The 13,178-nt window shown below is 70.0% G+C and carries 14 protein-coding genes; 7 read left to right on the top strand and 7 right to left on the bottom strand.

Going from position 1 to position 13,178, the window contains the following annotated elements:
• Positions 1–15: 15 nt before the first annotated feature.
• The gene (locus AB0H62_RS15565) at positions 16–1,002 is read left to right on the top strand and encodes a hypothetical protein (RefSeq protein WP_360586561.1); all 987 of its coding nucleotides are present in this window, start codon (positions 16–18) and stop codon (positions 1,000–1,002) included.
• 214 nt (positions 1,003–1,216) lie between these two features.
• Here AB0H62_RS15565 and AB0H62_RS15560 read toward each other — a convergent pair whose 3' ends face one another.
• Positions 1,217–1,942, bottom strand: a complete 726-nt coding sequence (locus AB0H62_RS15560) for a PIG-L deacetylase family protein (RefSeq protein WP_360586559.1) — start codon at positions 1,940–1,942, stop codon at positions 1,217–1,219.
• Positions 1,943–2,308: 366 nt separating this feature from the next.
• Between AB0H62_RS15560 and wrbA the strand changes: the two genes are divergently transcribed.
• Positions 2,309–2,920 (top strand): NAD(P)H:quinone oxidoreductase, encoded by a 612-nt coding sequence (gene wrbA, locus AB0H62_RS15555; protein ID WP_220242379.1) that lies wholly within the window; start codon positions 2,309–2,311, stop codon positions 2,918–2,920.
• 60 nt (positions 2,921–2,980) lie between these two features.
• Positions 2,981–3,751 carry an IclR family transcriptional regulator gene (locus AB0H62_RS15550; protein ID WP_360586557.1) on the top strand — a complete coding sequence of 257 codons (771 nt, stop codon included), beginning with the start codon at positions 2,981–2,983 and terminating at the stop codon, positions 3,749–3,751.
• A 106-nt stretch (positions 3,752–3,857) separates the two neighbouring features.
• Here the strand turns inward: AB0H62_RS15550 and AB0H62_RS15545 are convergent, their stop codons facing one another.
• The 3 genes from AB0H62_RS15545 to AB0H62_RS15535 all read right to left on the bottom strand — a co-directional run bounded on the left by AB0H62_RS15545 (position 3,858) and on the right by AB0H62_RS15535 (position 6,743).
• A complete protein-coding gene (locus AB0H62_RS15545; RefSeq protein WP_360586555.1) occupies positions 3,858–5,198 on the bottom strand; it encodes an MFS transporter in 1,341 nt (446 codons plus the stop codon).
• Positions 5,199–5,414: 216 nt separating this feature from the next.
• Positions 5,415–6,161 (bottom strand): nitroreductase, encoded by a 747-nt coding sequence (locus AB0H62_RS15540; RefSeq protein ID WP_360586553.1) that lies wholly within the window; start codon positions 6,159–6,161, stop codon positions 5,415–5,417.
• An 18-nt stretch (positions 6,162–6,179) separates the two neighbouring features.
• Entirely contained in the window at positions 6,180–6,743 is a 564-nt protein-coding gene (locus AB0H62_RS15535; protein ID WP_220242377.1) for a DUF4863 family protein, read from the bottom strand.
• Between the two features lie 139 nt (positions 6,744–6,882).
• On the opposite strand from AB0H62_RS15535, the gene AB0H62_RS15530 reads away from it, so the two are divergent.
• Positions 6,883–7,524: a TetR/AcrR family transcriptional regulator gene (locus tag AB0H62_RS15530; RefSeq protein WP_220246916.1), complete on the top strand. Its 642-nt coding sequence runs from the start codon at positions 6,883–6,885 to the stop codon at positions 7,522–7,524.
• Here the strand turns inward: AB0H62_RS15530 and AB0H62_RS15525 are convergent.
• Entirely contained in the window at positions 7,515–8,189 is a 675-nt protein-coding gene (locus AB0H62_RS15525) for a TetR/AcrR family transcriptional regulator (RefSeq protein WP_360586550.1), read from the bottom strand. The genes AB0H62_RS15530 and AB0H62_RS15525 overlap by 10 nt on opposite strands.
• Positions 8,190–8,296: 107 nt before the next feature.
• On the opposite strand from AB0H62_RS15525, the gene AB0H62_RS15520 reads away from it, so the two are divergent.
• Positions 8,297–9,055 (top strand): arylamine N-acetyltransferase, encoded by a 759-nt coding sequence (locus AB0H62_RS15520; protein ID WP_360586548.1) that lies wholly within the window; start codon positions 8,297–8,299, stop codon positions 9,053–9,055.
• 71 nt (positions 9,056–9,126) lie between these two features.
• On the top strand, positions 9,127–9,783 hold the full coding sequence (locus AB0H62_RS15515; RefSeq protein WP_220242374.1) for a nuclear transport factor 2 family protein: 657 nt from the start codon (positions 9,127–9,129) through the stop codon (positions 9,781–9,783).
• A gap of 33 nt (positions 9,784–9,816) precedes the next feature.
• On the opposite strand, the gene AB0H62_RS15510 is transcribed toward AB0H62_RS15515, so the two are convergent.
• Both AB0H62_RS15510 and eboE read right to left on the bottom strand, forming a co-directional pair.
• Positions 9,817–10,509: an XRE family transcriptional regulator gene (locus tag AB0H62_RS15510; protein ID WP_220242373.1), complete on the bottom strand. Its 693-nt coding sequence runs from the start codon at positions 10,507–10,509 to the stop codon at positions 9,817–9,819.
• A 68-nt stretch (positions 10,510–10,577) separates the two neighbouring features.
• Positions 10,578–11,780 carry a metabolite traffic protein EboE gene (gene eboE / locus AB0H62_RS15505; protein ID WP_360586546.1) on the bottom strand — a complete coding sequence of 401 codons (1,203 nt, stop codon included), beginning with the start codon at positions 11,778–11,780 and terminating at the stop codon, positions 10,578–10,580.
• 292 nt (positions 11,781–12,072) lie between these two features.
• On the opposite strand from eboE, the gene AB0H62_RS15500 reads away from it, so the two are divergent.
• Positions 12,073–13,134 (top strand): 2,3-butanediol dehydrogenase, encoded by a 1,062-nt coding sequence (locus AB0H62_RS15500; protein ID WP_360586544.1) that lies wholly within the window; start codon positions 12,073–12,075, stop codon positions 13,132–13,134.
• Positions 13,135–13,178: the final 44 nt, after the last annotated feature.

Here is a 13,178-nt window from a genome sequence, read left to right as displayed (position 1 = left end):
CCCCCGGAGACCACGATGAACGACCAGCTCCCCACCGCGTTCGACCAGGCCCTCGCGGCGGCGGTGCGAGCGCCGTCTCCGCACAACACCCAGCCGTGGCGGTTCGTGGTGGACGGGGCCGCGGTCGAGGTGTGGCTCGACCGCGAGCGGGTCCTCACGGTCGCGGATCCCGCGGCGCGCGAGGCGAGGTTGTCCTGTGGCGCCGCCGTGTTGAACCTCGTGATCACCCTGCGGCTCAACGGGCTCGGCGCGCGGGTGCGGATCCTGCCGGACCCCGCGTCGCCGGACCTGCTCGCCGTGATCGGTCTCGACGGCACCCGGCGTTCGACGGAACAGGACCGCAGGCTCGCCGAGGCGGTGCACCGCAGGCACACGAACCGCCGCCCGTTCGCCGACCGCGCCGTGCCGACGGTCGCCCGCGCCCGGCTGAAGTCGGCGGCGCTGAGCGAAGGCGGGCAGCTCGAGTTCCTGGACGCCTCGGGGCGCTACCCGAAGGTCGCCGCGCTCGTCCGGCGAGCGGAGTCGCTGCAGTCCGAGGATCCGGCGTTCCGGGCGGAGTCGGAGTTCTGGACCGGGCGGGCGGCGGAGAGCCCGGACGGGGTGCCGACGGCCGCTTTCGGGCCGCCGCACGAGATCCCCGGTGTCGTGTGCCACCGCGCCTCGCACACGAACCCGGCCGTTCCCTCGCGGGCGTTCGAGCAGGATCCGCTGCTGGCGGTCGTGCTGACGCGCGATCAGGGCGCGGCCGCCGACGTCCGGGCCGGCATGGCGATGCAGCGCGTCCTGCTGACCGCCACGGCGGAGGGCCTGGCCACCTCGTTCCTCTCGCAGCCACTGGAGGTCCACGGCACCCGGGGACAGTTCCTGGAGCTGTTCCGCGGGCTGGGCCAGGTGCACGCGCTGCTGCGGATCGGGTACGGCCACCCGACCCGGATGACGTCGCGACGGCCGGCCGCCGAGGTGACGACACAGCGGGCCGAACCCGACGTACCGGCCCTCTGACCGACCGACCGTCCGATCAGGACAATTCCGAGCCGCTGGTGTGCGGCTGCGCCATCGCGTGGTGCAATTTCCTGGCCGATCAGGAAAAGGCCGCCGATCGGTCCGATCGTTTCGCACTCGGCGCTTTTCGACCGACGGCTGGTCAATATCAATGACCAAAGGGGCACCGCCCGGCGGCCTTTCGGCCATCGGGCATAGTTCGCGCGCGGCCGGGTCAGAGCACGATGACCTCGGCGGGGACGGCGAACCGCACGCCCAGCCGCAGACCCGTCTCGGCCCCGGAGGATTCCAGGAACTCCCGGGGCGAGGCCATGTCGCCGGGGCCGATCCCGCGCAGGTATTCGGCGTGGGCTTCGAGGGAGGCGACGCCCTGATCGAGGAAGTCCGTCGTGTCGACGCCGTGGGTGGATTCGGGGCTGTGGGTGACGACGATCCGCCGCACCTGCCACGGGTCGAGGCCTTCGTCGAGCAGCTCCCGGAAGACCCAGCGGTTGCCCGCGTCCCGGGCGCCGTCCAGGACGGCGCGACCCAGTGCGATGTGGTCGGCCTGGTTGGGGGCACCCGGGCCCCAGCGGTCGTGGTAGTTGCCGGTCACGACGATGTCGGGGCGGTGCCGGCGGATGGCCCGGGCGATGTCCCGGCGCAGCGGGAGCCCGTATTCGAGGACGCCGTCCGGGTGACCGAGGAACTCCACGAGGTCGACGCCGACGGCGGCCGCGCCGGCGCGTTCTTCGGCTTCTCGCAGGGGCCCGGCGACCGCGGGGTCGATGGCGTCGATGCCGGCTTCACCGCTCGTCGCCAGGCAGTAGACGACTCGCTTGCCCTGCGAGGTCCAGCGGGCGACGGCCGAGGCCGTGCCGTATTCGAGGTCGTCCGGGTGCGCGGCGAACGCCAGCGCCGTCGACCACGATTCATCCAGCGGCACAAGTGGTTCGGTCACCCTCGGGTCAGCCTTTCTCGAAACCCCACAGCTTGAACGCGGGTCACCCTAGCCGAATGCGGGTGCGGCGTTTCCGCGCAACCTGGCCGCTTGGGCGGGATGAGCCGATCTCGATAAGAAGTGACCCGATCACGGCTATTACTGCCGTGTTCTCATCGGGTATTCGCCTCGCGGCTCCGGTGAATTCCCGAAACTGTCCTGGGGATGAGCGCCCTGCCGCCTGTCCCGAGCCTGCCCTCGCCGGGAGCCGGCGTCCGGGCCGCCCGGGGAGCAGTGCGTCTCGTCCGCCACATCGGGACCGCGAGCAGGCCTGGGCCCTGATAAGTTACAGATCCTCACTGTAACGTTCGAACCGAGAGGATCTCCATGCCCGAGCCGACCAGGGTGACCGTCGTCTACTACTCGTCCACCGGCACCACGCACGAACTCGCCCGGGAGATCGTGATCGGGGCCGAGAAGGCCGGCGCCGAGGTTCGCCTGCGCAAGGTCGCCGAGCTCGCGCCCGAGGCGGCGATCGCGTCGCGGCCGGCGTGGGCCGAGCACGTCGCCGCGACCCGCGACCTGCCGGTCGCCACTCCCGACGACCTGCTGTGGGCGGACGGCATCGTGATGGGGTCACCCACTCGCTTCGGCAACATCGCCAGTCAGCTCAAGCAGTTCCTCGACACGCTGGGTCCCCAGTGGGCGCAGGGGCAGCTCGCGGACAAGGTGTACTCCGGGTTCACGACGACCGACACCGACCACGGCGGCCAGGAATCGACGTTGCTCGCCCTGTACACCACGTTCCACCACTTCGGCGGCATCGTCGTCGCGCCGGGGTACACCGATCCCGTCAAGTTCGCCGACGGAAACCCTTACGGCAGCAGCCATGTCGGGCGGCGAGGCGAGGCGCCCGTCGACGAGACCGCCCGGGCGGCGGCCCGGCACCAGGGAGAGCGTGTCGCCCGGATCGCCACCGGCGTCAAAACCTGCGGCTGATCGGTTTCCGGCGGGTGCCGTCGAGCGCTGCCGCGGCCGCGGCGGGAAGGAGTACGTGTCGTGTCCGGTAACGCGCGTGAGCCCGGTCGGTCCACGATCGATCGGCTGCTGACCCTGCTCGACGTCTTCGACGGGGCCGACCTGACCCTCGTCGAGATCGCCGGGCGATCCGGCCTGCCGCTGTCCACGACCCATCGCATGCTGGGCGCACTCGAGCGGTGGGGCGGGATCGAACGCGCACCCAGCGGCCGGTATCGCGTGGGCTTGCGGCTCTGGGAGCTCGGGACCCGCGCGACGATCCCGTCGGGACTGCGCGAGACGGCCCTGCCGCTCATGCAGAACCTCTACGAGTCCACGCACGAGAACGTGCAGCTCGCCCTCCGCGCCGGCCACGACGCGCTCGTTATCGAGCGGCTCACCGGACCGCGGGCCGTCCGCACCGTCACGGAGGTCGGCGGGCGGCTGCCGTTGCACGCGACCGGCGTCGGAAAGGTGCTGCTGGCGTCGGCTCCCGCTCACGTCGTTTCCCAGGTGCAGCAGCGCGGTCTCGCACGCTGCACCCGCTACACCCTGACTGAACCCGGTCGGCTCGCCGCCGCGATCTCCGCGACGCGCGACACCGGAATCGGTACCGTGCACCAGGAGATGACGCTCGGTACGTCCTCGGTCGCGGCGGCGGTGACCGACGGCAGGGGAGACGTGCGGGCGGCCGTGGGCATCGTCGCGCATTCCCACGTCGACGTGTCGCGCTACGCGGCGGCGATCCGTGACGTGGCGAGGGAGATCTCCCGCCGCGTCGAGCCTGATGCGCCAGTGGGCCGGCCCTCCTGACCGGCCGGCAACCGTCCACATGCGACGGACGTGCCCTGAAGCCGGCCGCAGGGAACCGAACGGGCCGTGGTGCGGCCCGCTCGGTTCCCGGTCGGTCGTCGGGTCGTCAGTCGCCGGTGACGGCCACTGTTCGTGCCGCATCCGAGCCGGCCGCGGACGAGCCGGCGGAGTCAGCCCGCCGGGCGTCGGTCCGGACGGTGCGCGAAACCCTGGCCAGGGCCATGACCGCGCCGCTGGCCACCAGGAGGACCACGCCCATCACCACGAACACGGTTCGGGGAGCCGTCCCGCCGCCCAGGGCGAACCCGACGAGCAGCGGCCCCAGGATGCCGCCGATCCGGCCGATGCCCAGGGCCCAGCCGACGCCGGTCGGCCGGATCCGAGGCGGGTAGAGCACCGTGGCCAGCGCGACGACGCTCATCTGCCCACCGGTCACGCAGGTGCCGGCGAGGAACGCCGCGCCGAGCACCAGCCAGCTCTCCCCGGTGACCGCGAACGCGAGCATCGACACGAACACCGCGCCGAGGAGGTAGACCACACCGAGCGTGCCGAACGGCCCGCGCCGGTCCATCGAGGGTCCGATCACGAGCGCCGCGACGATCCCGCCGATCGTCGTGAGCGCCGTCGCGAGGACCGCCGTCGAGGGCGCGTGTCCGAGCCGGCCCAGGATCGTGGGCAGCCAGCTTTGAACGGCGTAGAACACACCCAGGTTGAGCATGAACGCGATCCACAGCAACGCGGTGCTGACCAGCCAGTGCCGCCGGAACAGCTCGATCAGCGGAGAACGGGTTCGCGCCGATGCCCCGGCGGCTCCGGAGGCGCGCTCGGCGGGCAACACGCGCGTCGTCGGATCCAGGTCAGGGTCGAGACGCCGCAGGGTCGCGCGAGCTCGAGCGGCGTCGCGGGGCAGGAGGTAGCTCGGGGAGTCGGGCAGCAACCTCAGCAGAACCAGCGCGAGGAGCAACGGCAGGATGCCGCCGAGCACGAACAGGGGTCGCCATCCCCAGGCCGGGATGACCGCGCCGGAGATCAAGCTCGCCGCGACGAAGCCGAGGGCCAGCCAGCAGTAGATCAACATGACGAACGTCGAGCGGCGCCGGGCCGGCGCGAACTCGCTGGCCAGCGCGACGGCGCTTGGGATGGCCGCGCCGAGGCCCGCCCCGGTCAACAGCCGCAGCGCGATCAGCTGCGTCTCGTTCCCGGCCACCGCGCACAGCACGGTGAACACCCCGAACAACGCCGTGGCGGCGATGACGAGCTTGCGGTGCCCGATCCGGTGGGCCAACGGCGAGAGCACCAGGTAACCGATCATCAGCCCGACGATCGAAGCCGAGAAGATCGGGCCGAGCGCGGCGACGGGCAGGGACCATTCCCGGGCGACCGCCGGGGCGACGAAGCTGATCGCTTGCGTGTCGAGACCGTCGAGGAACATGACCAAGCCGGTCAAAGCCAGGACCAGGACGTGGAATCTGCCTACTGGTCGGCCGTCGATCAGGTCGTCCAGGCGCACGGTGCGGCCTGGTTCCGATATTCGAGAAGACACGGCGATATCGCCTTTCGGGTGGGGGCACGATCCACCGAAGATTCGGTGTCGAGACAAGGGGAGGGAGAAGCCCGGGGATCGGGGAAAGTCATCGAGCGGCAGCGAATTCGCCGTCGGAGATCAGACGGTTTCGCCGCTGTGGAAGGTCGTGAAGGTGCCGACCGGTTCTCGCGCTGTCCGGTGCCGGCTGAGGCGGTGGTCGGGATCGGCGTGGCCGAGCGCGAGCCCGCACACGATGATCTGGTCGTCCGGAATCTTCAGGTGCTGCCTCAGAACCGGGTAGAAGTCGATGAACGAGGCTTGCGGGCAGGTGTCGAGCCCCGCTTGCCGGGCCAGCAGCATCAACGCTTGCAGGAACAGCCCGGCGTCGATGAGTGCGCCGGCGAGCGGACTCCGGCTGACCGTGAGGACCAGGCCGACCGGGGCGCCGAAGAAGTCGTAGTTGCGACGGTGATGGGCCAGCCGTCCCTCGGCGTCGTGCGCCTCGATGCCGAGGGTGTCCCGGTAGAGACCTTCGCCGAACCTCTGTCGCCGGCTCCGGAACGGTTCTTCCCAATCCTGCGCGGCCGGCTGGTACGGGTACTCCTGTTCGGTGACGCGACCGTCGCCGTCCAGCGCCTGCCAGAGCGCCTCGGTCAGGCGTCTCTTCGGCTCGCCGGTCAGGACGTGGACGTGCCACGGCTGACCGTTGGAATTGCTGGCCGAGCGGGAGGCGAGCGCCAGCAGGCGCTCCACCTCGGCTCTCGGGACGGGGGTGGGCAGAAACGCGCGCACGCTGCGCCGGGTCAGCAGCGCCTCGACGACGGTCGCCGCGCCCTTCGCCGGGCCGGTCGACGCGGCGAATTTCGTGGTGGTGGTGTCTTTCATCAGCTGGTCGGCCTCGGGTCAGCGCCCGTCGGACGCGGCGATCTCATAGCCCTCGGGCACGGTGACCTCGTAGTCGTCGGGCACCGTGATGTCGTAGGAGATGCGCCCCGCGGGCAGGTAGAACAAGGCGATCAGGCCGCCGCCCACGACCTCGGGGTAGTGGTGGCTGCCCGGCTCGGGCGAGGTCCATCCCGGTCCCTGCCAGCCGCGCGGCCCACGCAGCAGGGCGCCGGGATCCAGGGGGATGACCATGTTGATCTCGCCGTAGGGGTGCTGGTGGTATTCACCGCAGAACAGCGGGACGCTGTTGAGGTAGACCGCGGTGATGCTGAACCAGCTCAGCCGCTCGGACGGCTCGATGATCCTGCTGCGGCGGTAGTTGGGGCCGTCCACCTCGATGTTGGCGGCCCAGCCCTCGGCCACGCCTTCCTTGATCATCCGGGCGAGGTCGTCCCACAGTTCGGAGCCCGGTCCCCGGCTCTCGTTGAGCCAGGTTTCCAGCTCGACTCCGGCTGTGCGGTTCTTGATCTCGTTGATGAACGGGATGCTGCGCTCGATCAGATCTTCGGGTGTCGCGCTCATGCGCTGTCTTCTCCTGGCGTCGTTGCCGGAGCGGGGTGCCCCGCGCACGACGAAGGTAAGACACTCCGAACGTTACAGTCAATAGCTGTAACGTTCGAGGTCGGTGTAGACCGCCCGCGGCGTGCCCGATAATCAGGCCATGACGGACTCACGCAAGGCGGATTCGGTTGCGGGCGAAGCGGTGGCCGTGTCACGCGGTGGCCGGCCACTGGATCCCGGGCGCGACGAAGCGATCATCACGGCCGCGCGCCGCAGGCTGGTTCTCGACGGCTATTCGAAGATGACCATCGGGGACATCGCCTCCGACGCCGGTGTGTCCCGGCCGACGATCTACCGGCGCTGGCCGGGCAAGCTCGAGCTCACCATCGAGGCGATCGACTACGGGCTCCGGGCGCAACGAGACACCTATCCCGATCTGAGCCTGGAGGAACTCCCCGCGCTCGAGGCGCTGACCGAGGCCGTCCGGCGGCTGGATCCGTGTTACTTCAACCCGGACGCGATGGTGCTCATGGGCAACTTCATGAGCGAGACGATGCGGACGCCGGAGCTGCTCGCGATCGTCCTGGAGCACGCCGTCGAGCCCCGGTTGCGGCAGCTCGAAGGCGTGCTGGCCGAACTGCAGGAGCGCGGCGAGGTGCGACCGGACATCGATCGGCACACGATCGCCACCTTGTGCTTCGGCAGCTACTTCGCCGCATTCCTTCGTGCGGAACCCGACCGCAAGGGGCTCGCCGAGCAGGTCGTCGCCGTCCTGTGGCCGGGGATCGCCGTTCAGCGCTGACGGTCCACTGTGGTGCGCCGTCGGGTGGGCTTTTTCCCGATGGCGGGCCACAGCACGGAGACGACCGCCTCGGCGATGTCCAGGTCGGACTCGCCGCGGAAGAAGGCGGCCAGATAACTGCCGAAGCACATCGTCGCGATCGTGTGCTTGTCGATGTCCTCGCGCGCGGCCCCGCGGTCCTGCAGCCGGGTCAGCACGCTCTCGACCAGGCGCACGCGGGGTTCCACTGCGTGCTCACGGAGGATTCCGAGCAGTTCGGGGGTGTGGACCGCCTCCCCGGCGAACGTGCCCATCAGGACCATCGCGTCCGGGTTGAAGTACGTGGGGTCGAGGCGCCGGACGACCTCCACGAGCGCTTCCCGCGGGGCGAGTTCGTCGAGGTCCATCTCGAACATGGCGTGCTGCTTGCGGAAGCCGTAGTCGAGGGCGTCGACGACGAGCTCGAACTTGGTGCCCCAGCGCCGGTACAACGTCGGACGGCCGACCTCGGCGTCGGCGGCGATGTCGCGGATCGTCATGCGGGAGTAGCCGTCCAGGACGAGGCGTCGCCGGGTGGCGAGGATGATCGCCTCGTCGAGCGCGGCATCACGGGGCCGGCCGACCGGACGCGGACCGTCTTCGGTGCCGGCGGGTACGACCGCCGTCGCTCGGCGTGCTCGCGCCACGGTTCCACCTCGCTGGGAAAGTCGATCCACGGTACGGATCCTCTGTTAACCTCGAAGTTACACACTATATCTGTAACGTAACCAGTCGCCACTGGAGGAACGTGATCGTGGACGTCGAGGACTACCTCCGCAGACTCGAAGCGGTTCATCCCGGAGTACCCGGCCTCGAAGCACTGTGCGAGCTGCAACGGCGGCACTTGGAGCGGGTGCCGTTCGAGAACCTCGGCCGCTACCTGGGCGAGCAGGTCGACCTCGACGAGAAGGCGTTGCTCGACAAGGTGGTGCGGCGGCGTCGTGGCGGGCTTTGCTACGAGCTCAACGGGGCGTTCGGCCTGCTGCTGCGCGGTGTCGGGTTCGACGTGCGGCTACTGGCCGGCCGCGTGATGCGGCGGGACGGTGGGTTCGGCCCGCCGCTCGACCACCTGGCGCTGCGGGTGGACCTGGACGAGCCGTGGCTGGTCGACGTCGGGTTCGGCCGGTTCAGCATCCGGCCGCTGCGGCTCGCGACCACCGAGGAGCAGCCGGATCCGGCGGGCGGGTTCACCGTGCTGCCCGCGCCGCACGGAGATGTCGACGTGCTGTGCGACGGAAACGTCGTCTACCGCCTCGAAGCGAGGCCGCGGGAGCTCGAAGACTTCCAGGCGATGGCCTGGTGGCACGCGAACTCGCCGGCTTCGCCCTTCGCGCACGGGCCGACGTGTTCGCTCGTGAGGCCCGGTGGCCGGGTGACGATCGCGGGCGCCCGGCTGATCGAGACCGAGGGGGAGACGCGCACCGAGCGCGTGCTCGAACACGACGACGAAGTGCTCGCGGCCTATCGCGAGCACTTCGGCGTCGTTCTCGATTCCGTGCCCACCGCGGGATGATTTCGTCACGGTTTCCGGTCGGTGGAAGCCGGCCGTCGACATTCCGCGCAGGGCAGGAAATGGTGGGGCGCATGCCTCTGCACAACGAGCACGACACCGACGGTTCGGCGAACGAGCAGATCCGGAAGGTCGTCGAGGACTGGGCCCTGTACCGCGATTCCGCGCAGTGGGAGAAGTTCGCGACGGTTTGGCACGCCGACGGCTGGATGACCGCGACGTGGTTCCAGGGCCCGTTCACCGAGTTCATCAAGGTGAGCCGAGCGGCCTTCGACCGGGGCGGGCAGATCCTGCACTTCCTCGGCGGATTCACGTGCGAGGTCGCCGGTGATCGGGCGATCGCCCAGACGAAGATGAAGATCGAGCAGCGGGCGCGCGTCCACGAGACGCTCGTCGATGTGACGTGCACCGGGCGGTTCTTCGACTTCCTCGAACGCCGTGACGGGCGGTGGGGAATCGTCCGCCGCCAGCCGATCTACGAATCCGACCGGATGGACGTCGTCGACCCGGCCACGACCCTGGAACTCGACGCGGCCGTGCTGGCGAGTTTCCCGGTCGGCTACCGCCACCTCGGCTACCTGCAGGAGGACAACGGCCACCAGGTCATGCGTGACCTCCCCGGGCTGCGCGGACCGGTGGTCGAGGTGCTCTACGCCGAGGGCCGGGGCTGGCTCGACGGCTCGGCGACCCCGGGTGTCGTCCGCAGCGACGACCGCGGCGGAGCTTCGTGACGCTGCCGGGTCCGGCGCGATGGCCTATGGGGTTCAGCGAGCCGGATTCCGGCCGTGGACGAACCAGATCGCCTCGGCCGGGCCGTCGCCGCGGTTGGTGAGGCGGTGGGGGGTCGTCGAGTCGAAGGCGATGGAGTCGCCGGCGTGGAGCTGGTAGGTGTCGAAGGCCAAGGCGACTTCCAGGGTGCCGCTGATGATGTAGCCGTATTCGATGCCCGAGTGGCGGGTGAGCTTGTCGTCGGGGACGGAGCTGCCGGCGACTTCGTAGCGGACGTGCAGGAAGTCCACCGTGCTGTCGTGGATGGACGACAGCTGCTCCCACGTGACGCCGGAGTCGAGGACGAGCTGGCGCCGTTCGCCGGGGCGGAGCAGGGGGCTCTGCTGCTCCTCGGGACTTTCGTTGAGCTTCGCCAGCGCGCCGTGGAAGCTGTGCTTCTCGACGCCCGCCGCCGGTGCGGGCGCGGGCGGTTCCTCCGCGCCCGCACCGGCGGCGCTGCTGAACAACTCGTCGATGGAGACGTTGAGGGCGCTGCAGATCGCGTACAAGGTCGCGACCGAGGGCTGGGACTTGTTGTTCTCGATCTGCGACACGAACGCGGCCGAGTACCCGAGATCGCGCGCGAACTGGCGCAGCGACAGCCCGGACGCCTGCCGGCGCGCCCGCAGCTGCTCGCCGAGGTTCGCGGCCTCGGAGTGCTCCGCCGCCGGCTCGTGCTTCGCTGCCACGTCTCGCTCCTCGCGCTGTCGTTCGGTCAGTGTTCACTATAGCTTGACGCCCTCGCCGCGAGGGCGGCTCAAGCGGTGAGCCGGTCGCGCACGAACTCCAGCTCCCGCACGACGTAGTCGGTGATGTCGCCGCTCTTGAGGTGCTCGGGCAGCACGTCCCAGGTGTAGGTCTCGATCTCCAGGTGCGACGACTGCGGCTGCGCGCGATGGCGGTCCAGGGCCTGTTCCAAGGCGAACCGCGTGGTGCGGAACGGGCCGAGGTCGTCGAGGAAGACCGGCACGTGGAAGTGCGTGCGCCATTCGCGCGCGCCGCCGGGATCGCGCCGCCAGGCGGCGATCGCGTCGGAGAGGTTGAGGTGGCGGGTGACGGTGCCCTCGCGCAGCTCGGAGGTCTGGCTCAGGTAGATGGTGCGGGTGAACCGCTCCAGCTCGCGCACCACCTCGTCGGTCACCTCGGGCACCCACAGCGCGGCGGCCTGCTGCAGCTTGAACACGGGCACGCCGGCGTCGGCGAGCAGGTCGAGCGAGGCGGGGATGTCGTCGAACTCCACGGCCTGGTGCCCGATGTCGAACACGATCCCGACGTGACGGCGCAGGGCGCCGAAGGCTTCCGCGAGCGGCAGGTCGGCGAGGTCGGAAAGAGTCTCGGCCGCGGCCCGGGAGTACAGCCGTGAGGTGAAGTAGCGGACGGTCTCCTCGATGGTTTCCAGGTAGCAGAACGGTTCCGGCTCGATCGCGAGCTTCACCCGCCGGCCGGTGCGGCGTTCGAGGGCGACGAGGTGGGCGACGACCCGCAGCACGTTGTGCGTGAACAGGTCCACGTACGCCTCGCCGGTGACCTTGGGCCGGTAGGCGAGCGGCACGGTCTGGATGGTCGGCTCGACCCCGTCCGCGGCGATGTCGGCGAGCACGTCGGCCACGCGCGTGGTGTACGCGACGCGCTCTTCGGTGCTCCAGTCCGGTTCGTACACGTTCTCCATCACCGAACGGCCCTTGAACGGTCCGTGCGGGAACGCGTTGACGGTATAGACGTAGAGATCGTTGTCCGCCAGGTACTTCTTCAGCCGGTCCCGCTCGGGGGCGTCGCCGGCGAGCCGGTCGGCGGACGCGCCCGAGAGCCGCAGCGACACCCCGAACGGCGCGTCGGGGGAGACGCGGCGCTTCACTTCGGGGACGTAGGTCTCGAGGCTGGCGTTCATCTCGTCCCAGGTGTCACCCGGGTGCACGAGGGTCGAGTAGGACAGGTGGCCCAGACGCGTGCCGAGGTCCATGAGGTTCCTCCGGGGAAGGTGGCAGAGGGGCTGCCGGAAGTGCTGCGGTGACGCGCTGCAGCAGACGTTTGCTCGAAGTGAACAGTCCGAAACCCAGTGCTGTCAAGGATTGCTGCGTTTGACCTGCGTATCTGTCAAATTTGTTCGCTGACTCTTGACTCACTGGCTGGTTCATTGTTCACTACCGCTGTACAGCGTCGTCGAACGGGAGTGAACCCGGCGAGTACCGACGCCGTGTCCACGCCCGGATCCCGGCTGCGCGGGTTTCCGGAGAGACTACGAGGAGTTGAGCATGCGCGCCGCGGTCTTCCACGACAAGCACGACATCCGGGTCGAGAACATCCCGGAGCCGGCCGTGGTCGGTGCGCGCCAAGTGCGCGTCCGTCCCTACCTGTGCGGAATCTGCGGCACCGACCTGCACGAGTACGCGTCCGGGCCGATCGTCATCCCGACCAGCCCGCACCCCCTCTCGCACGCGGCGGCGCCGCAGGTGCTCGGGCACGAGTTCTCCGGGCAAGTGCTGGAAATCGGTGCCGAGGTCACCGGTGTCCGCGTCGGCGACCGGGTTTCGGTGATGCCGTTGATCTACTGTGGACACTGCTACTACTGCCGCCGCGGGCTCAACCACCTGTGCCAGCGGATGGCCTGCACGGGACTGAGTTGGGACGGCGGCGGGATCAGCGAACAGGTGGTGGTTCCGGAGCACCAGATCTCGGTGCTGCCGGAATCGGTGTCGGACGTGCAGGGCGCGCTCGTCGAGCCGGCCGCGGTCGCCGCGTACGGCGTCGACCGCACCGGCTTCACCTCCGGCGACAGCGTCCTGATCACCGGCGCCGGGCCGATCGGCGCGCTCGCCGCGCTGTACGCCCACGCGTCCGGCGCGGCACAGATCTTCGTGAGCGAGCCGAACGCGCGCCGCCGGGCCCTGCTCGAAGCGCTCGGGGTCGCGACCGTGCTCGACCCGGTGGCCGAGGACGTGCCGGAGGCGGTCCGCGCGCTCACCGGCGGGATCGGGGCCGACGTCGCCGCGGAGTGCTCCGGCTCGGAGGCCGGCCTCGCCACGGCGCTGGGCAGCCTGCGCTCCCACGGCACCGCGACGCAGGTGGGCCTGCACGTCCGGCCCGCCACGATCGACCCGATGGCCCTGTCGCAGCGCGATCTGAGCCTGGTCGGCACGTGGTGCTACCCCGTGTTCGACTTCCCGCGCATCATCTCGCTCGTCGCGACCGGCCGCTTCCCGGTGGAGCGCGTGCTCACCGAGGTGATCGCGGTCGACGACGTCGTCACCGGCGGGTTCGACCGGCTGCTCGACCCCGAAGGCGACGCGCAGAAGCTGCTCGTCCAGGTCGGCTGACCCGAACCGCCTTTACACCACAACCATTTCCCGCTGTCCGCAAG

Origin of the sequence: Amycolatopsis sp. NPDC050768 (assembly GCF_040654155.1) — a bacterium.
In the GTDB taxonomy this organism is placed as follows: Bacteria; Actinomycetota; Actinomycetes; order Mycobacteriales; family Pseudonocardiaceae; genus Amycolatopsis.
Note: the sequence above shows the minus strand (reverse complement) of the source record. Positions and strands in the feature narration are given on the sequence as shown.

Coding starts and splice junctions, on each gene's coding strand:
- AB0H62_RS15500 (WP_360586544.1), top strand. CDS start 12,073: ATGCGCGCCGCGGTCTTCCACGACAAGCACGACATCCGGGTCGAGAAC.
- eboE (WP_360586546.1), bottom strand. CDS start 11,780: ATGGACCTCGGCACGCGTCTGGGCCACCTGTCCTACTCGACCCTCGTG.
- AB0H62_RS15540 (WP_360586553.1), bottom strand. CDS start 6,161: ATGAAAGACACCACCACCACGAAATTCGCCGCGTCGACCGGCCCGGCG.
- AB0H62_RS15565 (WP_360586561.1), top strand. CDS start 16: ATGAACGACCAGCTCCCCACCGCGTTCGACCAGGCCCTCGCGGCGGCG.
- AB0H62_RS15515 (WP_220242374.1), top strand. CDS start 9,127: ATGCCTCTGCACAACGAGCACGACACCGACGGTTCGGCGAACGAGCAG.
- AB0H62_RS15535 (WP_220242377.1), bottom strand. CDS start 6,743: ATGAGCGCGACACCCGAAGATCTGATCGAGCGCAGCATCCCGTTCATC.
- AB0H62_RS15530 (WP_220246916.1), top strand. CDS start 6,883: ATGACGGACTCACGCAAGGCGGATTCGGTTGCGGGCGAAGCGGTGGCC.
- wrbA (WP_220242379.1), top strand. CDS start 2,309: ATGCCCGAGCCGACCAGGGTGACCGTCGTCTACTACTCGTCCACCGGC.